Origin of the sequence: Merdimonas faecis (genome assembly GCF_001754075.1) — a bacterium.
Taxonomy (GTDB): domain Bacteria; phylum Bacillota; class Clostridia; order Lachnospirales; family Lachnospiraceae; genus Merdimonas; species Merdimonas faecis.
The window spans coordinates 97,021-121,508 of sequence record NZ_MIEH01000025.1 but is presented as its reverse complement, the minus strand read 5'-3'; the positions used below and the strand labels follow the sequence as shown (position 1 = coordinate 121,508).

General features: G+C 48.0%; 21 protein-coding genes. 6 read left to right on the top strand and 15 right to left on the bottom strand.

The features are described 5' to 3' along the window. Window positions 1-55: 55 nt before the first annotated feature. From BKD12_RS14140 to BKD12_RS14125, 4 genes are read right to left on the bottom strand one after another with little or no spacing between them, the layout of a single operon-like run. Entirely contained in the window at window positions 56-1,156 is a 1,101-nt protein-coding gene (locus tag BKD12_RS14140) for a sugar ABC transporter substrate-binding protein (protein ID WP_070089992.1), read from the bottom strand. Window positions 1,157-1,185: 29 nt separating this feature from the next. After that, window positions 1,186-2,133, bottom strand: a complete 948-nt coding sequence (locus BKD12_RS14135; protein ID WP_070089991.1) for a carbohydrate kinase family protein — start codon at window positions 2,131-2,133, stop codon at window positions 1,186-1,188. A gap of 2 nt (window positions 2,134-2,135) precedes the next feature. After that, window positions 2,136-3,104 (bottom strand): ABC transporter permease, encoded by a 969-nt coding sequence (locus BKD12_RS14130; protein WP_242872776.1) that lies wholly within the window; start codon window positions 3,102-3,104, stop codon window positions 2,136-2,138. Next, a complete protein-coding gene (locus BKD12_RS14125; protein ID WP_070089990.1) occupies window positions 3,097-3,852 on the bottom strand; it encodes an ATP-binding cassette domain-containing protein in 756 nt (251 codons plus the stop codon). Before BKD12_RS14125 ends, BKD12_RS14130 begins: the two co-directional genes overlap by 8 nt. Window positions 3,853-4,091: 239 nt before the next feature. Here BKD12_RS14125 and BKD12_RS14120 point away from each other — a divergent pair, with 239 nt between their 5' ends. The 5 genes from BKD12_RS14120 (at window position 4,092) to BKD12_RS14100 (ending at window position 9,110) form a co-directional block, all read left to right on the top strand. Beyond that, window positions 4,092-5,420 carry a threonine/serine exporter family protein gene (locus BKD12_RS14120; RefSeq protein WP_070089989.1) on the top strand — a complete coding sequence of 443 codons (1,329 nt, stop codon included), beginning with the start codon at window positions 4,092-4,094 and terminating at the stop codon, window positions 5,418-5,420. Window positions 5,421-5,537: 117 nt separating this feature from the next. After that, window positions 5,538-6,383, top strand: coding sequence for a DUF368 domain-containing protein (locus BKD12_RS14115; protein ID WP_070089988.1), 846 nt, complete (start codon window positions 5,538-5,540; stop codon window positions 6,381-6,383). Window positions 6,384-6,413: 30 nt separating this feature from the next. Beyond that, a complete protein-coding gene (locus BKD12_RS14110; RefSeq protein WP_070089987.1) occupies window positions 6,414-7,754 on the top strand; it encodes a uracil-xanthine permease family protein in 1,341 nt (446 codons plus the stop codon). A 194-nt stretch (window positions 7,755-7,948) separates the two neighbouring features. Continuing rightward, a complete protein-coding gene (locus BKD12_RS14105; protein WP_070089986.1) occupies window positions 7,949-8,440 on the top strand; it encodes an RNA polymerase sigma factor in 492 nt (163 codons plus the stop codon). Then, complete coding sequence (locus BKD12_RS14100) at window positions 8,427-9,110, top strand: zf-HC2 domain-containing protein (protein ID WP_083262973.1); 684 nt, start codon at window positions 8,427-8,429, stop codon at window positions 9,108-9,110. Before BKD12_RS14105 ends, BKD12_RS14100 begins: the two co-directional genes overlap by 14 nt. A 52-nt stretch (window positions 9,111-9,162) precedes the next feature. Here BKD12_RS14100 and BKD12_RS14095 read toward each other — a convergent pair whose 3' ends face one another. Next, window positions 9,163-9,441 carry a type II toxin-antitoxin system HicB family antitoxin gene (locus BKD12_RS14095; protein WP_070089984.1) on the bottom strand — a complete coding sequence of 93 codons (279 nt, stop codon included), beginning with the start codon at window positions 9,439-9,441 and terminating at the stop codon, window positions 9,163-9,165. A 100-nt stretch (window positions 9,442-9,541) separates the two neighbouring features. Next, window positions 9,542-11,860 (bottom strand): YhgE/Pip domain-containing protein, encoded by a 2,319-nt coding sequence (locus BKD12_RS14090; protein WP_070089983.1) that lies wholly within the window; start codon window positions 11,858-11,860, stop codon window positions 9,542-9,544. A 199-nt stretch (window positions 11,861-12,059) separates the two neighbouring features. Here BKD12_RS14090 and BKD12_RS14085 point away from each other — a divergent pair, with 199 nt between their 5' ends. Continuing rightward, window positions 12,060-12,626, top strand: coding sequence for a TetR/AcrR family transcriptional regulator (locus tag BKD12_RS14085; RefSeq protein ID WP_070089982.1), 567 nt, complete (start codon window positions 12,060-12,062; stop codon window positions 12,624-12,626). 8 nt (window positions 12,627-12,634) lie between these two features. Here BKD12_RS14085 and BKD12_RS14080 read toward each other — a convergent pair whose 3' ends face one another. The 9 genes from BKD12_RS14080 to BKD12_RS14040 form a co-directional block, all read right to left on the bottom strand. Then, entirely contained in the window at window positions 12,635-17,089 is a 4,455-nt protein-coding gene (locus BKD12_RS14080) for a PolC-type DNA polymerase III (protein ID WP_070089981.1), read from the bottom strand. Continuing rightward, window positions 17,082-18,137 (bottom strand): flavodoxin-dependent (E)-4-hydroxy-3-methylbut-2-enyl-diphosphate synthase, encoded by a 1,056-nt coding sequence (gene ispG, locus BKD12_RS14075; RefSeq protein WP_070090075.1) that lies wholly within the window; start codon window positions 18,135-18,137, stop codon window positions 17,082-17,084. The genes BKD12_RS14080 and ispG overlap by 8 nt, the downstream gene beginning before the upstream one ends. 104 nt (window positions 18,138-18,241) lie before the next feature. Then, window positions 18,242-18,703, bottom strand: coding sequence for a hypothetical protein (locus BKD12_RS14070; protein ID WP_070089980.1), 462 nt, complete (start codon window positions 18,701-18,703; stop codon window positions 18,242-18,244). Between the two features lie 96 nt (window positions 18,704-18,799). Next, the gene (locus tag BKD12_RS14065; protein WP_070089979.1) at window positions 18,800-19,033 is read right to left on the bottom strand and encodes a hypothetical protein; all 234 of its coding nucleotides are present in this window, start codon (window positions 19,031-19,033) and stop codon (window positions 18,800-18,802) included. Between the two features lie 13 nt (window positions 19,034-19,046). Continuing rightward, entirely contained in the window at window positions 19,047-19,781 is a 735-nt protein-coding gene (locus BKD12_RS14060; RefSeq protein WP_070089978.1) for a type 1 glutamine amidotransferase, read from the bottom strand. Then, a complete protein-coding gene (locus tag BKD12_RS14055) occupies window positions 19,781-21,121 on the bottom strand; it encodes a MurT ligase domain-containing protein (RefSeq protein ID WP_070089977.1) in 1,341 nt (446 codons plus the stop codon). Before BKD12_RS14055 ends, BKD12_RS14060 begins: the two co-directional genes overlap by 1 nt. 4 nt (window positions 21,122-21,125) lie before the next feature. Beyond that, window positions 21,126-22,088 carry a carbohydrate kinase family protein gene (locus BKD12_RS14050; protein WP_070089976.1) on the bottom strand — a complete coding sequence of 321 codons (963 nt, stop codon included), beginning with the start codon at window positions 22,086-22,088 and terminating at the stop codon, window positions 21,126-21,128. Between the two features lie 111 nt (window positions 22,089-22,199). Beyond that, window positions 22,200-23,261, bottom strand: coding sequence for a histidinol-phosphate transaminase (gene hisC / locus BKD12_RS14045; RefSeq protein WP_070089975.1), 1,062 nt, complete (start codon window positions 23,259-23,261; stop codon window positions 22,200-22,202). 14 nt (window positions 23,262-23,275) lie between these two features. Next, window positions 23,276-24,463, bottom strand: coding sequence for a pyridoxal phosphate-dependent aminotransferase (locus BKD12_RS14040; RefSeq protein WP_070089974.1), 1,188 nt, complete (start codon window positions 24,461-24,463; stop codon window positions 23,276-23,278). Window positions 24,464-24,488 lie beyond the last annotated feature (25 nt).

Here is a 24,488-nt window from a genome sequence, read left to right as displayed (position 1 = left end):
AAGGAAATGCATAAACCGCATTTCCTTTCTATATATTCTATCATCCGTTTTGCTCTTAATGCCAGTCGGACATCTGATCTACGTTATCTGCATCTACAACTGCCATCGGAGTGCTGTCTCCAATGCTGGATACATCTTCTCCCTGCAGTGCTTTAAGCATAATGATTACAGCCTCTTTTCCCATAAGATATGGAGACATTGCTACGGAGGCATCATAACTTCCGTCTTCAATTGCCGCTTTGGCTTCTTCTGTAAAATCAACACCGACTACTGTCACCTGATCATTCAGCCCTTTTTCTTCCAGTGCCTGAACAACGCCTAAAGCCATATCATCATTTCCGCAGGCAATTCCCACCAGATCTGGATTGGCTTCAATGATTGCTGTCGCTGCATCGTAAGCCTTCTGTGCATCGAAATCACACTGTTCTACAGCTACCACGTCCATTCCGGCCTTTTCAAAGGTTTCTTTTGCTCCGTCTCTTCTGGCATCAGACTGTGTTGCTCCTTCATTTCCGGCAATGATCGCAACCTGTCCTTCACCATTGTTCTGATCAACGATGTACTGTGCTCCCAGCACTCCCTGATTGTGAAAATCTACAGTGATCTTTGCATCCAGAGATCCTCCTGCCTCTTCCAGTGCCTCTTCGTTCACTTCATTTCCAGTCGTGATCACGGTAACACCCTGCTGATTTGCGGAGACGATTCCGGAGATCAGGCAGTCTTCCGTCAGCGGAGATACTGCGATTGCATCATAATCCTGAACCAGCATATTATTTAAAATATCCAGCTGTCCTGCAGTATCTGTATCTGAATCTGTTGCCTGAATATCGATGGACACTCCATACTCTTCCGCCGCATCCTCATATCCCTCCTGCATAGTTACCCAGAAGGAATTGGAAAGAGTACTTTCAATCGCAGCCAGTTTCTTCCCAGAATCTTTATCTGGCAGCGGCGCAAGGTCTTCGTCTACCTGGGCTTCCGCCTGCTGGAATAAAGTCTGTTCCCCGGTCTCTTCCGCATCTCCACCTTCTGCCTCTGTGCTTTCTTTTTTGCTGCTGTCTGTACTTTCTGATGAATCAGATGATGATCCGCAGCCTACAGCCATAGTCGTAACCATTGCCATACATAAAAGCACACTTACCACTTTTGCCTTCATAATTACAATTCCTCCTCTGTAATTTTATATTATTCAGGATCTCCCTTTGCAGAGTTCCTAAATTGCTGAACCTGATCTGCACTGGCCCGGCTGCGCGGTCCTGCCTGCGTGCATTTGATCGCCGCCGTTGCATTCGCAAATTCCAGCGCCTCCTCTTTCCCGGCTTCTTCGCAGAAATAAGCATAGATAAATCCTCCCAGAAAGCAGTCTCCTGCTCCTGTCGTATCTACTGCCTCCACCTGATATGCAGGTACTTCTATCTCCTGACCACACAGCCATATCGCTCCCTCACTTCCTGCGGTACAGATCACTCCTTCTTGGATATGATATCTATCCTGGATGATCCTCATGGCCTTTCGGTAATCATCTTCTCCTGTCATCTCCCTGAACCCATCGCGTCCACTGATGAAAACTGTACACAGTTTCATCATTTCTTCAATATCTTTCATGGATGTTCCACACTGGTCCATAAAAGACGGTACACACTGCATATTATAAATGACAGGTTTTCCCTGACTCACCGCCTTTTGTGCCAGCCAGAGAGCTGCCTTCGGTGAAAACATATCATTATAGAAAATATCCATGGAATCCATCAGATCTTCCGGAAGTTCTTCGGGTTCCAATGTACATACAGTATCTCCTGTGTTTGCAAAAATACAATGTTTTCCACCCGGAGCAGTAATAATATATGTATGTAAGGAAGTACCTCCTTTTTTTACCGCCACATGCGTTCCGTCTACCCCATCTTCTTTCAGCGTTCTCAAAAACTCTCTGCCAGTCTCATCGTCTCCCACTTTTCCCGTCTGGTATACGTCCATTCCAAGGTGGGATGCACAGACAGAAACATTGGATGCACTGCCTCCCGGCAGCATCACTTCATTTTTGATCAGTGCAAAACCGTCATCTTTTGGCAATTCATGGCTGTCTAGTACAATATCCATTGCGATAGCACCAAGGGATAATAATTTTTTCTGCATCTTTACACCTCTCTCTTTTCTCTTTCATGATACTCTGATATCAAAACTGAAATGATCAAAATAAATCCCGTTAATATCTCCTGATAATGTGAAGAGATAGAAAGTATTGTCAAACCATTTTTTAATACATTCAAGATAAAACATGCGATAATCGTTCCTATGATGCTTCCTTTTCCGCCCTTCATACTGGTGCCGCCTAAGATCGCAGCGGCAATCGCATCCATCTCATAACCTTGTCCTGCCAGAGGCTCTGCAGAATTCAGCCTTGCTGTCACGATCATTCCTGCAATTCCTGCACACAATCCACAGATGCCGAAAACAATCATCTTATATCGTCTGACATTTACGCCAGAACGATTCAAGGCCACCTCATTTGAGCCAATAAAGAGACAATAGTTTCCAAATGTAGTCTTATGGAGTATAACTGCACCAATTAACGCGACTATCAACGAGATTACGATCGGCATATTTACCGGCCCGACCGCTCCGCTTCCGATAAAAGTAAAGGCTGTTCCAAAGCCAAATACAGATTGGGAATTTGTCAATATCAAAATGACTCCCCTGGCAATCGTCATCGTACTTAATGTCACGATAAAGGAATTCATTTTTCCATATGCAACCAATGCCCCATTCAAAATTCCGATCAAAAAGGAAGAAAGAAGCCCCGCAAAAATAGCCACTCCAGGCGCTGCTCCATTCAGGCTCATCATCCCCATTACCATTCCGGAAAAACCAATTACAGATCCAACCGAAAGGTCAATCTGCCCTGCACTGATCACCAGCGTCATCCCAACAGATATTACCAGATAAATTGCCGACTGATTCAATATGTTTCTACAGTTTTTCCAGGAAAAAAAATAGGGAGAAGCCATAGAAATGATCAGGATCATCGCGATCAATATGCCCAGCAAAATCAGAACATACGAATATTCCTTTACTTTTCTGTTTATCATACTTTTTCTGTCACTCACTTAAAACACTTCCTGTTATAAAGGAGACCACCTCATCCATGGATGTCTCTTTTGATTTCAACTCTTTGACGACTTTTCCCTGACGCATGATACATATACGGTCAGAAATATGAAACACATGCTGCATATTATGACTGATTAAGATCACTGCATATCCTTTTGATGCCAATCTCCTGATCAGTCTGAGAACAGCCTCTGACTCATTCAGCCCCATAGCTGCCGTCGGCTCGTCGAAAATCAATATTTTCCCTCCACGGTGCACAAGTCTCGCCACAGCGACTCCCTGCCTCTGGCCGCCGCTTAAGTCTCCTACCGGAACAGAAACATTCGGAATCTTGATATCCAGATCTTTCAATAGTTTTTCTGCTTCTTCTTTCATCTGTTTTTTCTTTAGAAATCCGGCCGTTGATAACTCACTTCCCAGGAACAGATTCGATGCTACATCCATCGTATTCCCGAGAGCAAGATCCTGATATACCGTAGAAATTCCTTCTTCTGCAGCTTTTTTGGGAGTCAGCTTATGATATTCTTTTCCGTTGATCTTGATCTGACCGCTGTCGGGAGTTAACACCCCGGACAGGATTTTGATAAGTGTAGACTTGCCGGCTCCATTATCGCCGACAATCGCAAGCACTTCTCCGCCATAAGCACGGATAGACACCCCTCGAAGGGCTTCAACATGTCGAAAGCTTTTATATAACTCTCGTGTTTCCAGAAATGGTTTTTCGTTTCTTTCTTCTGTATTCATGTCAGCATCTCCATTTTGTCTGTACAGTAGAAACAATACTTTTTAAATAAACTAACATTATTCTAGCATCCAGATTTTTATAAGTAAAATTCATAATATCTATATATGTTTTTCGTTTATTTTATTTTTCTATAAATGAAAGTAATGATTAATACTCGCGGGAGTATAGTTGACTTTTCCTTGATTCCCTCTATACTGTTACTTGAAAAACATCGACTTATTTATAGAAAGGAACTTTTATGTCAACCAATCCAATCACCCCCAACCATATGAGCATCTACTGGCATGACTATACAGCCCATGCTAAAAATATACCGGCCATCCAGTCTGGTCTTTCCGAAAAATCTTCTCTGATCGGGAGAGTCGGACTGATCCTTCTGTCCTGCGGAACCGGAGCCTGGCGGGTCAGAAGTTCCATGAACACACTGGCAGAGGAGCTTGGCATCACATGCAATGCCAATATCGGTCTTCTTTCCATCGATTACAGCTGTTTTGATGGAAAGAATTCTGTTTCTCATTCTCTGAGTCTTTCCAGCACCGGGGTTAACACCTCCAAGCTGGACCGCATGGAACGTTTTGTAAATAATTTTGCAAGATTCGGCAAGGAAATGACAGTCGGGCAGCTTCATTCCCAGTTAGATGAAATTGATAAGATCCACGGGCATTATTCACCGGCTATGCTGGGCCTTGCCTCTGCCCTTGCCTGCTGTGCGTTCTGCTTTCTGCTTGGCGGAGGAGTAATTGAAATGCTCTGTACCTTTTTAGGGGCAGGAGCAGGAAATTATCTCCGGGCCAGACTGACCAGACGGCACTATACTTTATTTTTATGTATCATGTCTTCCGTCGCACTGGCCTGTCTGGTATATGCAGGATCAATACAGCTGATCGAGGAGATTTTTTCGGTTTCTTCCAGCCACGAGGCCGGCTATATCTGTTCCATGCTGTTTATCATCCCGGGATTCCCTTTTATCACAAGCGGCATCGACTTTGCAAAACAGGATATGCGTTCTGGTTTGGAACGGCTGATTTATGCAGTTATGATCATAGTAGTTGCTACCGTCACCGCCTGGGCCATGGCTCTTCTTTTAAACCTGCAGCCTGAAGAATTTCCTTCACTGGCGCTTTCACCGGTTCTGCTGTTTTTCCTGAGGCTCGCAGCCAGCTTCTGCGGAGTTTTTGGATTTTCCATTATGTTTAACAGCCCGATACCTCTGGCGGCCTCCGCTGCCTGGATCGGAATGATTGCCAATACGCTCCGGCTGGAGCTTGTGGATCTTCTGTCCTGCCCTCCTGCCGTAGCTGCTTTTCTGGGCGCTCTGACGGCCGGGCTTCTGTCCTCGCTGATCCAGAAACCGCTTGGATATCCCAGGATCTCCATTACCGTACCTTCTATCGTGATCATGGTGCCGGGGCTGTATCTCTACCGTGCCGTATATAATCTGGGAGAAATGTCTTTGGGTGATTCCGCCTCCTGGCTGGCTTCCGCGCTGCTGATCGTTCTGGCGCTGCCCCTGGGGCTGGTATTTGCCCGGATCTTTACTGACCGTTCTTTCCGCCACTGTACTTAAAGCCCATCCGCAGCGGCGGCCCGGGAGAGAAATTCTCTGATTTTCACATAGAATCTGCATGGTATATGTGCTATAGTAGATATGTTGTAATAAAATATAGAAAAAAAGAGGTATGTTATGACTAAGAAACAGAATAAGAATACTCCAATGCTATTCCTGTTCCGGGTAGTACAAGGCGCTTTTATCGGACTTGGCGCTGTCCTTCCCGGAATTTCCGGCGGAGTCTTAAGCGTCATCTTCGGCATCTATAAACCGATCATGGAGCTTTTATCGAACCCTTTCAAAAATTTTAAAACTCACGTGCCGCCGCTGATCCCGGTGTTTATCGGAGGGGCCGTCGGTTTCCTTGGCATCGCCAATCTGCTGGCCTTTTTCCTGAATAAATATCCGGATCCTTCTGTCTGCCTGTTTATCGGACTGATCAGCGGGATGCTCCCCTCTCTGTTCCGGGAAGCCCGGGAGGAAGGCGTGGCAAAAGGCTCCTACGTTTCCCTGGTGGTCTGTATGATCGTAATATTTGCTCTGCTTGGCGGGTTGAACATGGCTTCTGTAGAGATCGAGGCAAACTTTATCTCCTACCTGTTCTGCGGATTCTGCCTGGCTCTGAGCGTGATCGCACCTGGCATGAGCTTTTCCACCCTTTTGATGCCGCTGGGGCTTTATACGCCTTTCGTGGACGGTATCGGCCATCTGGATTTTCAGGTACTGATTCCCGGGGGGATCGGAGCTCTGGTTACTGTCATCTGCCTGGCAAAAGCTGTCAATGCGCTGTTTGACCATTTTTACTCTCTGGCCTTCCATGGAATTATCGGAATTGTCATTGCCGCTACTGTGATGATCATCCCGTTCTCCAGTTTTACTGCTTCTGTCACCGGATGCATTGTAAATATCATCTGTCTTGTCGTTGGTGTGATCGCCGCACTCCTGCTGGATAAATTTAACAGCAGAGTGGAGGTTAAATAATATTAGCTTATACAAAGGAGAGAACCAAACATGAACCCGAATCCGTCTGTTAAAAAAGAGCATGCGTCTGTATTTGAACTGAATGGTGTTCCGTCTTTCGGCCAGGCGCTCCCTCTGGCCATGCAGCACGTTGTTGCCATGATCGTAGGCTGTGTAACGCCCTCCATTATCGTGGCCGGTGTGGCAGGCATCAGTGCCCAGGACCGTGTCATCCTGATCCAGGCCGCATTATTTTGTTCTGCGATCAGCACGCTTCTTCAGTTGTTCCCCTTCATTAAATTCGGGAACTTCCAGCTGGGAAGCGCCCTTCCGGTCATCCTGGGCATCAGCTTTGCTTATGTACCCAGTATGCAGGCTATCGCAGGCACCTATGATATTGCCACCATCCTGGGAGCCCAGGTAGTGGGAGGAGTCATTGCCATCATCGTAGGATTTTGTATCCGAAAGATCCGCATGCTGTTCCCGCCTCTCGTAACAGGAACCGTCGTTTTTACGATCGGCCTTTCTCTGTATCCTACCGCTGTTAATTACATGGCAGGCGGTACCTCCAGTGAAATCTACGGCTCCTGGCAAAACTGGCTGGTAGCTTTCTTCACCCTTGCAGTGGTAACAGGACTGAATCATTTTGCCAGAGGATTTTTAAAGCTGGCCTCTATCCTGGTTGGAATCATTGCCGGCTATATCCTGGCTGTTCCTTTCGGTCTGGTTGACCTGTCCGGAGTACAGTCCGCAGGGTTATTCCAGCTTCCCCAGCCGATGCATTTTTCTATGAGCTTTGAGCCCTCCGCCTGCGTAGCCATCGGCCTCCTGTTTGCTATCAACTCAATCCAGGCTATCGGTGATTTTTCAGCCACTACCTCCGGAAGCATGAACCGGATGCCGGAGAACAAGGAGCTGCAGGGCGGCATCATTATGTACGGAATCAGCAATATCTTATGCGCCTTCTTTGGAGGACTTCCTACAGCCACCTACAGCCAGAACGTAGGAATCGTCACCACCACAAAAGTCATCAACCGTTGTGTCCTTGGTCTGGCAGCCGTCATCCTGATGATCGCCGGCTTTGTACCAAAGTTTTCCGGTCTGCTGACCACCATCCCGCAGTGTGTGCTGGGCGGCGCCACCATTTCGGTCTTCGCTTCCATCGCCATGACCGGGATCAAGCTGATCTTCCAGCAGGAAATGAACTTCCGCAACACTTCCATCGTCGGACTGTCTGTTGCACTGGGAATGGGTATTACCCAGGCTTCCGGATCCCTTGCTACTTTCCCGGAGTGGGTCACCACTGTATTTGGAAGCTCACCTGTAGTTGTGGCTACCTTAATGGCTATTCTTCTGAATTTGATCCTGCCGAAAGAAGAGACGGCAAAATAAAGGAAATAGAATCAAACGGGACTGTCAAATAGTCCCTTACAAAAAACGCTGAGGTCATGAGGCTTCAGCGTTTTTTAGCATTTTTTTATATACCCACAGAGGAAATCTTGATATGATAATTTCGTAAAGAAAATGAAATTAATCTGTAACGAAATCCCGCTTTTCCCGATATATAAGCAAAGAGAGGTGAGAGCATGCTGGATATGGATTCTGTATACAGAGAATATGTAACGGTAGTGTATAAGTTCTTGCTTTCCCTTTGTTATGAAGAGGATATGGCAGAGGAACTGACCCAGGAAACATTTTATCAGGCAGTACGTTCCGCAAACCGATATGACGGGAGCTGCAAAGTATCTACATGGCTTTGCCAGATTGCCAAACATTTATGGTATCAGGAAGTAGAGCACCGAAAGAGAAAAGGTACAAGCCCGCTGACAGAAGACATCCTTTCAAAGGACATGCCGGTGGAGGATCGTTTCAATATAAGGGAAGAGAAAATGGAATTATTCAGGAAAGTACATGTTTTGGACGAAACTGCAAAAGAAGTGGTACTTCTGCGGGTTACCGGAGCATTTTCGTTTAAAGAAATCGGTGAGCTGTTCGGAAAAAATGAAAATTGGGCCAGAGTTACCTATTACCGGGCAAAGCAAAAAATTGTGAAAGGCGGGAATCATGATGAAGTGTGAGATTATCAGAGACTTATTACCGAGCTATCTGGATGAACTAACAAGCGCTGAAAGCAATCAGGCTATTGAAGAGCATTTGCAGGAGTGCAAGGACTGCAGGAAGCATCTGGAAGCTATGAAAACAGAAATGGTTTCTGAAAGATATGTAAAGAAAACAGCAGAAGAGATCCAGGAAGAGATTTATCCGTTTAAAAAGTTGAAAAAAAAGACGGTCAGATCAATTATCAAGACCGTTTTCATATGCATGATTATCTTTAGCATTATTGCAACGGCATATGAAAGTTACGTTGGCACAGGTGTGACTGCTGATTTTGAGGATATGAAAATTACTTCCTTAAATGAGGACGGAGTGGTAACGATCAGTTTTGAGCCAAAGGACAATGGCGATTATATTAGAATTGGCAGGACAGCAGATGGCGACTGGAAAACGGTAGAGATTGTAAAATGGAATGTGAACCCTTTTTATAAAGAAATTGAACGAGGTGACTATCTAACGATAACATTTCTTGATGAAAATACGATTGTTGCGCCAGACGGCCAGGTAGAGAAGCTGACGGGCGATGAAACGCTGGAGATCACCTCTGTAGATTCCAAAAAGGAAAAACTGAGTGTAAAAAAAGTGAACATAAAAGACCTATATACGGAAACCGGAATCAAGGAATTGCTGTAGAAATTTAAAGAGGGGCTGTTCTGAAAAGACAGCCCCATAAGACTTTCACAGGCTATTCGTCCCACCCTTCGTAAAACCGTATATTAATAGAAATATTACGGACGATATCGCCGTCCTGAGTCTCAATATCTTCCGGATCAGAAACGTGCGGCAGGATCGGCTCGTCCTCTTCCAGCTCTACGCCAATCCAGGTCTTGGCAGCGTCATTGGCATTGTCAATGGCATCATCCAGGGTATCGCCAGAAGCTTCACAACATTCCAGATCCGGGAAAAACGCATGATAGCGTCCATCTCCTTCTTTGCGGAAAACCGCAGGATATATAAAGATCATAATAGCCATCTCCTTTTCATATTAATTTCATTATTCTATATAGTAAAATAAATCAATATGTATTTGCAAGATATATTTATCTTTTATCATCACGAATATCCTATCCCAGCCCATGACACTCCAGCCAGTCCATCAGAAGCGGCTTTTCTTCCCGGATCCTGTGCGCCCGGATCCGGAACGCACCAATAGTAAACAGAGTAAATACTGCCGCCAGGATCAGAAGATAGACCAGACATCCCCGGATACTTTCCCCGCCGCTGATGGTACTCCGGAAAGCCTGTACGGTATACGTAAAAGGTACCCATCCATGAAGGGCCGGCACGAAGCTGCCGGAGACTTCCAACGGGTAGGTCCCGGCCGATCCCGCCAGCTGTACCACCATAAAGATCAGCATCAGAAAGCTTCCTGCCTTCCCGAACAGATCAGTAAAGAAATACATAATAGACATAAATGCTACAGAAGCCACACAGGCTGTCAGAATGGTTTCTCCCCATCTGGCAGGTGCAAATCCGTCAAATAGATGGAGCGCGCCCAGCATTACCAATGCCTGCAAAACTGCTACCGTATAGAGAACTGTAGCCTTGCTGCGCCACCATGCTTTTCCGGAGCGTAATTTTCCACTGTAGCTGTTCAAAGGATACATCAGACTAAAGGCAATGCAACCGACCCAAAGTCCCACTGACATCATGTAGGGAGCCATCGCGTGTCCGTTATTGGGCATATCTGTCATCTGGCTTTCTCTGGTATCCACCGGAGCCGCAACCATCTCCGCTGCATTATCACCTGTGTTGGCCTTTCTAACCTTATCTGTCCCCTCTTTTAACCCTGAAGCCAGAGCGTCTGCTCCATCCTGTACCTTTAAAAGCCCTGTACTAAGCTGCCCGCTTCCGTCTCTTAACTGTTCTGCGCCTGTATGGATCTTTTCTGCTCCTTTGGTAAGCTCATTCGCACCGGTTACCAGCTTGGGAGATGCTCCATTTAGCTGTTCTGCTCCGTTCGCCAGAGAAGATGAACCCAGTTTCAATGACCTGATGCCATTTTCAGCCTGCTGTGCGGATGCAGCAAAAGTTTCCATCCCTGATGCAAGAGCGGCGCTTCCGTCTGCCGCCTGATCTACCCCCGCTGTATAAGTCTGCACGCCGTCTGCCAGCGCAGCCGACTTTTCTTCCAGTACCTTCGCCTGCGATGTCAGCGTTTGCAGGCCTTCTGTCGAATTTGACGCTGCCGACAGGAGATCCCCTGCCTGGGAAAGCGCAGTCTGAGCCTGGGAAACCTGGCTGCTCACAGTCTGAGCGCTTTGATAATTAACCTGGGCTTCCTGAAGCGCTTGCCGGGCCAGCGCTGCCAACTGTTCTGTATCTTTCGCCTCCACGGCTGCTTCGATCTGTCCTGCCAGATAGGAGGGATCCGACGCAGCCGGCGCCCCGCCGAGTGCAGCGGAAGTTTCCTTCATCTGCTGCGCATAACCTGACAGATCCGAAGAAGCAGGCATCTGGGAAAGGGCTCCCGAAAATGCAGCCAGTCCTTCACTCAGCGAACGGGCTCCATCTGTCAGGGCCTGAGATTGTCCGTGGCTTTCTCCCACAATGGCCTGCAGTCCGTCATTCAAAGTATCTGCTCCGTTTTTCAGGCTCCCGGCCCCATCTGAAAGCTGTCCGGCAGCATCGGCCAGTTTCCCTGCCCCCTCGTCCAGCTCCCTTGCGCCGTCTCCTGCTGCCTCTACCCCTCGGGTATATTCCTTTAGCCCTTCTGTCAGGGTCTCTCCTCCGTTTTGAAAGGTCAGAGTACTCTCCGCCAAAATCCCCAGATTTTCTGCCAGCCTGTCACTTCCGGAAACCGCTTCTTTTGCTCCGTCTGCCAGCTGGCCGCTTCCATCCGCGGCTTCCGCCATCCCGTCTCCGGCCTCTCTGATACTGTCAAACATGACTTTTGCATAAACAGTAGTCACTTTCTCCCGGACAGAGTTTTCCATACTCTTCATTGCCGTTTCGCTCATTTTAGAAGCAATATAGTTGGTTCCCGGATTCGTCTCATAAGAAAGTTCCATTTTTTTCGGATTTTCACTTGTAACAGTGGCCGCATTTGCCGAAAAATCTTCCGGGATCGTAATCACCATGTAGCATTTCCCGTCTGCCAGCCACTGTTTCGCCGTTTTTTCATCTGTAAAGCGAAAATCCAGGGAATCGTCCTCTTTTAGCTTCTCCGTCAGTTCCTCCCCGATCTTCATCTCCTTCCCTTCATAATAAGCAGCCTGATCCTGATTGACCACTGCAACAGGAAGCTTGTCTGCCTTTCCATATGGATCCCACATAGACCCCAAAAATAAGGTTGTGTAGATAGATGGGATCGCGATGACTGCAATAACCACCAATAAAAGTATTTTGTTATGGAAGAGTTTCTTCCACTCCTGTCTGACCATGTTTATTTTCCCCTTTCTGTCAGTTGAAAGACATCATTTCTATTAATAGACATCATGTTGATTTTTAGAACCGATTGCATTATACTGAACAAAAGAAAAGGAAGCAACCATCAGATATGGGAGCTAACGTCGGATAATCGACACATCTCTGTTCCCATGTCGGTTGTTTATGAAATTTTAAGAATCTGTGGAGGGAAAAATGAATCCAAAAGACAGAAGAGTCCGGAAAACCAAGACACAACTGGAAAATGGGCTTGCCGGACTTCTGAGGGAAAAAGCGATTAATGAAATCACTGTAACAGAACTGACCGAACGGGTTGATATCAACCGCTCAACTTTCTATCTTCACTACCGCGATATTTATGATATGATGGAAAGCATTGAAAATGAACTGGTGGAAAAGATCGAGGAGCTGATCCAGGCACGCCCGGTCAGCCCCTTCGGAGAAAACAGTTTTCCTTTTATTGAGGACATCTTTGCCATTCTGGCAGAAAATAAAGCGATCTGCGCCGCGCTTTTAGGTCCTAACGGAGACATTGCCTTTCTCCACCGGATCGAAGCCATCTTGTCAAAACACAGCCTGAAAGTACTCGAAGCAACATTCCCTGACCGGTCAGATGACCTTAAGTACTCTTACGCTTTCTGCCTCTCCGGCTGTGTCGGCCTCATCAAGACCTGGCTGGCTGCCGCCTCCCCGGAAAGCCCGGAGCATATGGCAAAGCTGACATTCCGGCTTATCACGAATGCACTGGCAGAACAGCGTTGATCTTTCCCCTACAGATCAAACAGTGACAGCTGGTTGGACTCCGGCAGATCACCCAGAAGCCCCAGATCTCCCATATAATCGATCACTGTCTTGCTGGCCTTGGTCCGCTGGCGGAAGTCGTCTCTGGACAGATATGGTCCGTCCTTTGCCGCTTCTTCCACCGCCTCGGCCGCCTTTTCACCCATGCCGTCGATGCTGACAAAGGGCGGCATCAGCTTCCCGTCAATGATCTGGAACTTGGTCGCCTTCGCCCGGTAGATATCGATTGGCATAAATTCATAGCCTCTGGCATACATCTCCTGTACGATATGCATATCCTTCATAGTGTCCTGTTCCTTCTTACTCAGGGAATTAGACCGTTTGTTATAATCATCAATATACTTCTGCAGGACCTCTTTCCCCTGACACATGATCTCATAAGAGAATGCATCGGCACGGATCCCGAAATAGGCTCCATAATAAGCCAGCGGATAATTGATCTTACAGTAAGCGATCCGGTAAGCCATCATGACATAGGCCGCCGCATGGGCCTTAGGGAACATGTACTTGATCTTCTCACAGGACCAGATATACCAGTCCGGCACGCCATGCTCCGCCATATCCTTCTTAAACTCCGGCCACTCCTTACACTTCCCTTTTGCCACGGCTCCCTTACGCACACGCTCCATGATGGTAAAGGATTCCTCACTGTCAAGCCCCTGGTTGATAAGATATGTCATAATATCGTCACGGGTACAGATAGCCGTGGAAATGGTAGCCTTTCCGCTCCGGATCAGCTCCTGTGCGTTATTCAGCCATACGTCCGTTCCATGCGAAAGACCGGAAATACGGATCAGATCCGAAAGTGTCTTTGGTTTGGTATCTACCACCATCTGGATAACGAAGTCTGTTCCAAACTCCGGGATACCAAGACACCCTACCGGGCAGCCGCCAATGTCGTCCGGCTTGATGCCAAGTGCTGAGGTGTCATGGAACAAAGACATAACTCCCTGGTCATCAAGCGGGATCTTGGTCGCTTCAAAACGGTTGTCTGTCTCATTATATTCATTGTCCATAGCCGGAGAGCTGATATACTCCTCCAGCGTCTTGATCATGGTCGGATCATCGTGTCCCAGAATATCCAGCTTCAGAAGGTTGTGGTCAATCGAATGATAATCAAAATGGGTGGTCACGATATCCGTCGTCGTATCGTTGGCCGGATGCTGCACCGGGGTAAAGGAGTTGATCTCTTCTCCCAGTGGCAGAACGATGATTCCGCCCGGATGCTGTCCGGTACTCCTGCGGATTCCTGTACACCCCTGAACGATCCGGTCGATCTCGCAGTTTCGTTTTCCCTGTCCCCGCTCTTCATAATAATTCTTTACATATCCGAATGCGGTTTTATCTGCCAGGGTAGCAATGGTCCCGGCTCGATAGGTCTGTCCGGCTCCGAAGATGACCTCCGTGTATTTATGTGCGTTACTCTGGTAATCTCCAGAGAAGTTCAGGTCAATATCCGGCTCCTTATTCCCTTTGAATCCCAGGAAGGTTTCGAACGGGATGTCAAATCCGTCCTTCGTAAGCGGTTCGCCGCAGACAGGGCATTTCTTATCCGGCATATCCCAGCCGCAGCCGCCGGCATAGGCTCTCACCTCTTCTGAATCAAAGTCGCTGTAATGACATTTTTTACAGTAGTAATGCGGGCTTAAGGGATTAACCTCCGTGATTCCCGCCATGGTAGCTACAAAAGACGATCCTACCGATCCACGGGAACCTACCAGGTATCCGTCCTCATTGGACTTCCACACCAGCTTCTGAGCGATGATATACATGACCGCAAACCCGTTGGAAATAATGGAATTAAGCTCCCTCTCCAGACGTTCTGTGACCACTTCCGGCAGCGGGTCCCCGTACATGGAATGAGCCTTATTGTAACAGATCTCCCTTAGCTGCTTGTCTGAATCCGGGATCACCGGCGGACACTTATCCGGCCGGATGGGCGTGATCTTCTCGATCATATCCGCGATCTTATTCGGATTCTCGATGACGATCTCCCGCGCTTTCGCAGATCCCAGATATTCAAATTCCTCCAGCATCTCATCCGTGGTATGCAGATACAAAGGAGCCTGTTCATCGGCGTCTGAAAAACCTTTTCCTGCCATAATGATCCGCCGGTAGACCTCGTCCTCCGGATCCATAAAATGCACGTCGCAGGTAGCCACCACGGGCTTTCCAAACTGCTCGCCAAGCTTTACGATCCGGCGGTTCAGATTCCGGATGTCCTCCACCGAATTTACGTTGCTGACCCGGTCGCTTTCGATCATAAACTGGTTATTCCCTACCGGCTGAATCTCCAGATAATCATAGAAGCTGACGATCTTTGCGATCCTGGCGTCTGACTTCTCATTTAACAATGCCTGGTAAAGCTCTCCCGCCTCACAGGCGCTTCCCACCAGCAGGCCTTCCCGGTATTTGGAAAGCACACTTTTCGGGATCCTTGGCCTCCTGGCATAATATTCCAGATGAGACTTGGAGATCAGTGTATACAGATTCACCCGTCCCACCTCATTGCAGGCCAGGATGATCACATGGTATGTAGGAAGCTTCTTGATCACGTTTTCATTCTGGCTTCCTAAATGGTTCAGTTTCGTCAGGTCATAAATCCCTCTATCATGCAGCATTTCCACAAATTTTACGAAAATCTCCGCCGTAGCCCCGGCATCGTCCACTGCCCGGTGGTGATTTTCCAGGGAAATGTTCAGCGCATTTGCCACCACATTCAGCTTAAATTTAGATAGGGTAGGCAAAAGCATCCGGGCCAGGGCCACCGTATCTACAGAAGTAAAGTCCGGCATCAGATTCTGGTACCGCATGTTCTGTTCAATAAATCCCACGTCAAAGGACGCATTGTGGGCCACCAGCACGGCATCTCCCACAAACTCCAGAAACTGCGGGAGCACGGTCTCGATCCCCGGAGAATCCATGACCATCTGATCCGTGATGCTGGTAAGCCTTGTAATCTCAAACGGGATTGGCACTCCTGGATTGACAAAGGTGCTGAACTTATCTGTGATCTTTCCATTCTCCACCTTCACGGCCCCGATTTCTATGATTTTGTCCCGGATAGGGCTGAATCCCGTGGTCTCCAGGTCAAACACCACATACGTGCCATCAAGAGACTGTCCCTTTTCGTTCACCGCAACGTCTGTCAGATCATCCACCAGATAACCTTCCACACCGTAGATGACCTTAAATGGATCATCCTTATCCAATGTTTCTATGTAATGATTCGCATCCGGAAAAGCCTGCGCCACTCCGTGGTCTGTGATGGCAATCGCCTTATGTCCCCAGTCATGGGCCCGTTTTACCAGATCCTTTACCTCGGACACACCGTCCATATCGCTCATTTTCGTATGGCAGTGCAGCTCCACCCTTTTCTCCGGCGCCGTGTCCTGCCTTGACTGGGTGAAATCACTGATCTTACGGATCCCGGTCACGGAAGCGATGGTCAGCTCACGGTCGTACTTATCGATCGCTGTCACGCCTTTGATCTTTAAAAATGCCCCCGGCTTGATCTCTGCCAGGATATCCGGAAGCTGATCATTTCGTACAAACATCTTGACCATAATGGTATCTGTAAAATCAGTGACCGCATACATAACGATCGTCTTCTCATTCCGGATCTCCCGGGTGTCAAAACTGATCACCTTACCGTGGATGGTAATCTCTCCCATCTCGGTAACCACCTGGGACAGCTCGATAGGTTCGTCGTCAAAGTCCCGTCCGTAGATCAGACTCGCATCTGCCGGCTGCCTTCGCCTGGCACTGAAGAAGCTCCTGTTTTCCGGTTTTTTCTCTTTTTCCTTCTGGTTTTCCTGACGCTTTTGTTCTTTTTCTTCCCGGATGGCTTTTCTCTGCTGGCGGATGGCGTCCACTTCCATCCGAAGCTTCTCTTCGTTATATTTCAGCTTACTGTCCTTAGGTTCTTCAAACACCACCCGTACTTCAATGGGACGATGAAAGCGGTCTTCGAATACTCCGGTCAGATACTGGGTCAGCGAATCCCTCTTTCCCTGCGCCACAATGGTGTCTGTCATCTTAAGGAGCAGGATATTGCCGTCCTCAAAGCTGTACTCGCCGTTTTGCAGCATATTCCGTTCTACCACGCTGCGTTCGTTTAACTCTAAAAGAAGGCTGTCATAATATTCCCGCATCAGGTTCTCCGGCGTGTACTGCTCGGAAAGCTCATACTGCTCCAGAATCTTTACCTGAATCCGGCTCCTTGCAAACAGCTGATCTTTCAGGCACTGCTCCACCTGATAAATGTGCTCCTTCTGGATCAGATGGCGGCTTTTCAGATGGACCCTGATATAGTCCCGGTTCGAATTAGTCACTACCTTGGTTACTTTAGCAGCTTCAAAGAGCAACCACAGGTCATCATTTAATTTTAGAGTTGGAAATACTTCAAAAAACGGTTTACTCATTCCAGTGCAGCAGCTCCTGTCTCAATGTCTCTAACAATTCTTCTTCCTTTACCTTTTTTACGATTTCCCCTTTTTTAATCAGAAGACCTTCACCAATGCCACCGGCAATCCCGATATCCGCCTCTTTGGCTTCACCTGGCCCGTTGACCACGCAGCCCATGACGGCGACTTTCAGATCCAGCGGGATATCTGCCACCATGGCTTCTACCTGATTTGCCAGACCGATCAGGTCGATCTTGGTCCTTCCGCAGGTCGGACAGGATACTACCTCGATACCGCCCTTCCTAAGCCCCAGTGTTTTCAGGATCAGCTTTGCAGACTTGATCTCCTCTGCCGGATCTCCGGTCAGGGACACACGGATGGTGTCACCGATCCCCTGATGGAGAATCAGTCCCAGCCCGATAGAAGACTTGATATTTCCTGCAAGCAGGGTTCCTGATTCCGTGATTCCCACATGCAGCGGATAGGGACACTGCTCTGCGATCAGTTCATGAGCCCGCACACACATCAGCACATCCGAAGATTTGATGCTGACCACCAGCTGGTCATATCCCATATCCTCGATCATGTGTACTTTTTCCATGGCGCTTTTTACCAGGCCTTCTGCCGTAACGCCGCCGTATTTTTCTACCAGGTGCTTCTCCAGAGACCCGCTGTTGACGCCCACCCGGATCGGCACATGAGCTTCCTTTGCCTTCTCCACAACGGCACGGACCCTTTCTGCGCCACCGATATTGCCAGGATTGATACGGATCTTGTCTGCCCCGTTCTCAATCGCCGCAATGGCGAGCCTGTAATCGAAATGAATATCCGCCACCAGCGGAATATGGATCTGCTTCTTGATCTTGGCAAAAGCCTCTGCCGCTTCCATGGTAGGTACGGCGCAGCGGATGATCTCACATCCGGCCTGCTCAAGCTTCTGGATCTGCGCTACGGTCGCCTCCACATCCTCCGTCCTAGTATTGGTCATAGACTGGATCGCTACCGGACTTCCTCCGCCGATGGTCCGGTCTCCAATCCTTATCTTTTTTGTCTCATTTCTCGTAATCATCGCTCACCTCTCCTCTCTACGTTCGTGCAGGGAAGCTTCTCTTCCCCCGCTTATCGCTCAAAAACCCCGCAGCTTTCGTGCGGGGTATAAAATCCTTTTTTCTATTTTTTCGTAAATACGATCTGTTCTCCGTATTCCCGCTCGGTCAGTGTCAATTCATCCTGATCTATACTGTAATCAAAGGATGTAGTCACAGAACTGACTGCATTTTCCAGCATCTCTGCTGTATATAAACCGTCTGACCCATCTGCGATCTTCTGCATTTCTTCCTCATTATCCAGGATTGAAATGGTCTTTTCCCCTTTATCAATGGTATAGCTCATGGGAACTTCTACCTGGCCGCCTTCTGCAAATTCCGGAAGCACGGCTGTAAGCTCGCCGCCGCTTTGGACCTTAAGCTCCAGGCTTCCATCCTCATTGACCCAGCTGCCTTCCAGCGGATTTGTTGTGAACAGCTTTGTTAAAAGAAATATAGCTATGATCACAATCAGTACGGAAGATACCATCGTGGAGATCTTCCAGATCCTGCTTCGCATAGCTTCATCATTTTTTGCAATCATCATATATTATTATCCTTTCGGAGGTCATGTCTTCTTTCTTATTAATTATATAGTCTTTCCCCGGAGGTGTCAACGAAGGAAAACTATCTGACCCAAAAGCTATTCTTCCACCTCCACGATCAGATAAAACCCTTTTTCTGTCCGCTCGATCCGGCGGATCACACCTTTTCTGGATTTGATCCTCTCGCTGGTCCGGTAGATGCCGGACATTGCCACAGATGGCTCTACCAGATAGGTATACTGTCCGGTCACGGCACTCCTTTCGCTGATCTCCACTTCCTGTCCTTCTTCTACCAGCCCTTCTCGTTCCATTTTAAACCGTTCCTGCCGCATTCCTTCCTGTCTCCTATTCCTTTACAAATCTCCGGTATATATACTGATTTGCCTCTTTCTCCTGGCTGTCATCGAGAGGTGCAAGCTCTGCCTCTCCGTACTTTCTCTCCAGCGCCCTTCTGATCAGCCAATCGCAGACTTCCGGGTTCTTTGGCAGCAGAGGGCCGTGCAGATAGGTGCCGATCACGTTCTTATAGACCACACCTTCATACCCGCTTGTCCCATCATTTCCGTGTCCGTATAGTACTTCTCCAAACGGTTCATTGTCGCCAATATAAGTCCTTCCGCCATGGTTTTCAAATCCTACCACCGGCATATCTGTCAGACTGCTCTTCAGCACGATATTATCGATAAGACGCCCCTCGCCCTGCTCGGTATACATATCGACCAGATGAAGCCCTTCTATCATACCCTCGTCCGTTTTATAATATTTTCCAAGGAGCTGGTATCCGCCGCACACAGCAATCACCACTCCGTGATCTTCTACATAATCTTTAAAATCTTTCTGGATTTCCAGCAGATTTTTACATACGATCGCCTGTTCCCGGTCGGAGCCGCCTCCCAGAAGCACGATGTCCAGTTTTGAAAAATCAATGGCGTCCCCCGTGTTGAACTCTATAGTTTCTGCCCCGATTCCCCGCCACAGGCATCTCTGCATCATACAGGCAATATTCCCACGGTCTCCGTAAAGGTTCAGAAGGTCCGGATAAAGGTGCCCGATGGTGATCTTCTTTTTTGTCTCTTCCATTATCCGTTCCCCTCCAGTCTCTTTAATACATTTCTGGTGCTGAACAATGCAGTATAATTTACCAGCACATACAGGTTGCCGCAGCCGTCCGCTATCCTTTTACGGATCGCGGTCTCCACGTCCGCCTCCAGAAGCGAAGGAATATTCACATATTTCATCCGCAGGCGCATATCCTGACAGCGGATTCCGCTGACCGTGATCGAGTGGATATTGTCCTCATGGAACCGGTCAAAATCTACGTCCCACAGCCAGGACACGTCAATCCCGTCCTGTGCATTATCATTGATCACAATGATGATATCCTTTTCCGTCTGATCCTGCATCACTGCAGAAATGTTCTGGTTAAATCCTGCCGGATTCTTCGCCAGATTCAGCATGATCTTTGTGCCGTCAATCTGGAACTGCTCCATCCGCCCGTTCTCCGGATGGAACCGGGAAAGCATCTGGTTAAAATGCACAGGTTCGATTCCCCCGGTCCTGAGGGCTGCATAGGCCGCCAAGATGTTATACACGTTGTAAAATCCCTTATAGTTTGCATGGATCCGTTTCCCTTCTACAGTAAAGGAAAGTGTCTCGCCCACCTCCACGTCTCCGGCATCAAAGTCAAGCTCCGGACGTTTGAAATCGCAGTTTGTGCAGGCATAGTCTCCAAGCTGACTATAATGATAGAAATTATAATGGAGAAGAGCTCCGCATTTTTTACAGAAACGCCCCTCCCGGATCTCATTGGATTTGCTGTCGTCTGTCACCTTTTTGCTGATGCCGTAGGTCGCATACGGATTGCCACTGTCCATCGCAAGAAATGCGGACAATGCGTCGTCTCCGTTGACGATCACTTTCATCTTCGGCGCGCTTTTCATGACTTCTTTCAAAATATTCATGGTGATGTCGATCTCTCCGTACCGGTCCAGCTGATCCCGGAACAGATTGGTCAGCACCATATAATCTGGTTTGAAATGCGGGAATACCCTGCGGGTAGACGCCTCGTCAATCTCGATACAGGCATAGTCTGCCTTTAGGTTTCCGGAAAGTCCTGCCGCAAGGGCAAAAGCCGCCGCCACACCGTTTAGCATATTGGAGCCGGTGTGGTTGCAGACCACCTTGTACCCTTCTGCTTCCAGAGCGGCGCACAGCATATTATTGGTGGTCGTCTTTCCATTGGTCCCGCATACGATAAAGATATCCTTCTTCACCTGGGACGCCAGTGTCTTCAGGATCGAAGGATCCAGTCGCAGTGCGATCTTCCCCGCCCAGGTCACTCCCTGGCGGTGGAAGATGTGCACGCTGATTTTTTCTGCCAGTTTTGCCGCCCAGACGGCAAGTATCCTGCGTAGTCTCATATATTTAAGCTTCCTCGATCATTTTTGTAATATTTTCCGGATCCGGCATGGAGCGGATCGCCCCCTTCTTCATAGTGATCAGGGCTGCGCCAGCGTTGGCGTAAGTCAGGATATCTCCCAGCACTTCCTCATTCATGCCGTCCATCCCGTGAGTCAGAAGGCCATGGATCGCACATCCGCAGAAGGTATCCCCTGCTCCTGTGGTCTCGATAGCCTTTACGGTAAATCCCTTCTTTTCTACCCGCAGATCTTTATAGTAAGCTCTGCTTCCGTCTTTTCCCATGGTCAGGAAAATCAGCGGGATCTGATATTTCTCCTGAAGGATCCTGATACCCTCGTCGTAATCTTCCTTTCCGGTCACGAACTGGATCTCGTTATCAGAAATTTTCAGCATATCACAATACTGGAATCCATACTCCATCATTTCTTTGGCATGGTCTAAGCTGTCCCAGAGCGGCGGGCGGAGGTTCGGGTCAAAGGTGATCAGGCATCCGGCATCCTTTGCTGCCTCCAGTGCCTTTTTCGTTGCACTTCTCACCGGTTCATCCGTCATGGACAGGGTTCCGAAGTGGAACACCCTGGACTGGCAGATCAGATCGTAATCTACTTCAGACTCTGAAAGCATCATGTCCGCTCCCGGCTTCCGGTAAAAGGAAAACTCCCGGTCTCCATCCGGAAATGTATGTACGAAGGCCAGAGTCGTATGGATTTCCTGATCCAGGAGAAGTCCCTTCGTTTCAATCCCAAGCTCGTCAATGGTATCTCTTAAAAGTCTTCCGAACTGGTCCTCTCCTACTTTCCCGATAAATGCCGTCTTTCTTCCCAGCTTATTCAGCATCGCCAGCACGTTGCAGGGCGCACCACCCGGACATGCCTCAAACAGGTTATTGCCCTGGTCACTTTGTCCATTCAAAGTAAAGTCAATCAACATTTCGCCCATTGCCGTTACATCATATAGTTTTTCCATACTCAACTCTCCTTATCCGTGTTTTACACTTAATTATGCATAGGCTCAAGTCATATGGCCTTTTGCTCTTAGCATCATTCTATCACATCCGGCAGGAATTGAAAACAAGCCTTAGCTTTGCTCCTCTATGTATTTTCTGACAGCCGCAAATAATGCTTCCATCTCTTCCCTGGTACCTACCGTGATTCTTAAATACTGCTCAATCCTGCGGCTCCCCCAGAATCTGACATATATTTTTTGTGTCTTTAGAAACTCAAACAAATCTTTCGCTTCATACTTTGGATGCTTCGCAAAGATGAAATTTGCTTTAGAGTCCGTAAACTCAAATCCAAGGTCCGCAAGCTCCTTTTTAGCCCACTCTCTGGTCTCTATGATTTTCCGGATTCCCTCTTCAAAATACACGCGGTCCTCCACTGCCCTGGCTCCGCAGACCAGCGAGGTCTGATTCATCGTGTAGGAATTAAAGGAATATTTTGCATCATTCAGATATTTGATCAATGCGGGATTGCTGATGGCATACCCTACCCTCATCCCCGCCATGGAACGAGCCTTGGAAAAGGTCTGCACTACGATCAGATTGTCATACCGGTCGATCAGTTCCATCGCTGAACGGCCGGCAAAGTCTACATAGGCCTCATCCACGATCACGATCACATCCTGATTATGGGCAATGATATCTTCCACCTGATCAAGCTCCAGATAGATTCCTGTCGGAGCATTGGGATTGGGAAAAATAACGCCCCCGTTTTCCGGGTAATAATCTTCTTTTACAATACGGAAGTTTTCATCCAGCGCCTGACATTCATAAGGAATCCGGTAAAGATCCGCCCATACTTTATAAAAAGAGTAAGTAACATCCGGGAAATAAATGGGTTTCTCAGAATTAAAAAATGTCAGAAAACACATGGACAATACATCGTCAGACCCTACCCCCACAAATACCTGGTCCGGATTCACATGGTAAAAATCCGCCAATGCATTTACCAATACTTCTGCCGTCGGATCCGGATATAATCTTAAATTTCCGGCATCCATCTCTTCCAACGCTTTTGTCACGCCCGGAGCCGGCGGGTAAGGATTTTCATTGGTGTTCAGCTTGATCACCCGCTCCTGCGGCTGCTCGCCCGGCACATAGGGCTCTACTTTTCGAATATTTTTCTCAAATGCCTTCATCGGTCTTTCCTTATCTAAAAATATTTTTTTGCCAGTTCCTTAAACTTCGGCAGTGAATTCATGATGGTCTCGTAAGAAACACAGTATGCCAGACGCACATATCCCGGGCAGGCAAAGGAGCTTCCCGGCACCATCAGGATGTGGAGTTCTTTCGCATCCGCACAGAACTGTTTCTCATCTTCCACCGGAGACTTCACAAACAGATAGAAAGCTCCTTCCGGCTTGATACACTCAAAGCCACATTCTCTTAATCCATCATAAAGCGCTTCCCTGTTCCGGTTATAAAAGGACAAATCTGTCTTCTCATTGATACATTTTGCAACCAGCTTTTGCTGCAGAGTAGGCGCATTGACAAATCCCAGGATTCTGGTAGCCACATTGGCGGCAGACTTAATATCCTCACTGTCTGTCACTTCGTCCGGGATTACCAGATAGCCGATTCTTTCTCCCGGAAGGGACAGAGACTTACTGTAAGAATATCCTACAATCGTGTTTGCATAATATTTAGTCAGATAAGGAACCTCTGCCCCATCGTATACCAGCTCACGATAAGGCTCGTCAGAGATCAGATAAATGTCTGTTCCGTACTCTTTCTGCTTCGCCTCCATGATGGCTGCCATTTTCCGGATCGTCTCCTCAGAATAAACGACTCCTGTCGGATTATTTGGAGTATTGACGATCACCGCCTTGGTCCTGGACGTGATCTTCTGCTCAAATTCATCAAGCTTTGGCTGAAAGTTTTCTGTATTCGGAGAGATTTCCACCAGCACGCCGTCATAGTTATTGGTGTAAGAACGGTATTCTCCAAAATAAGGTGCAAAAGCAATCACTTCATCCCCCGGATTGATCAGTGATTTCAGGATCACGTTCAGCCCGCCGGCTGCCCCTACCGTCATCACAATATTATTTCCGGAAAATTTCGTCCCGAATCTCTCATTCAGCGACGTCGCAACCGTCTCCCGGACATCTGCATAACCGCTGTTGCTGTTAGTGTAACCGTGCAACACTACCGGGTCGCTCTCGCTTACCAGCTCAATGATGGCGTTTTTCACGGCCTCCGGTGCCGGCACATTCGGGTTTCCAAGGCTGAAATCATAGACATTTTCCGCTCCGTAAAGCTCTGCCATGCGGTTCCCTTCCTCAAACATTGCCCGGATCGCCGAACTGTTTGCCACCATATTTTTCATCTTTTCTGCTATCATGTGTCCTCTCTCCTTTTCCTGATGC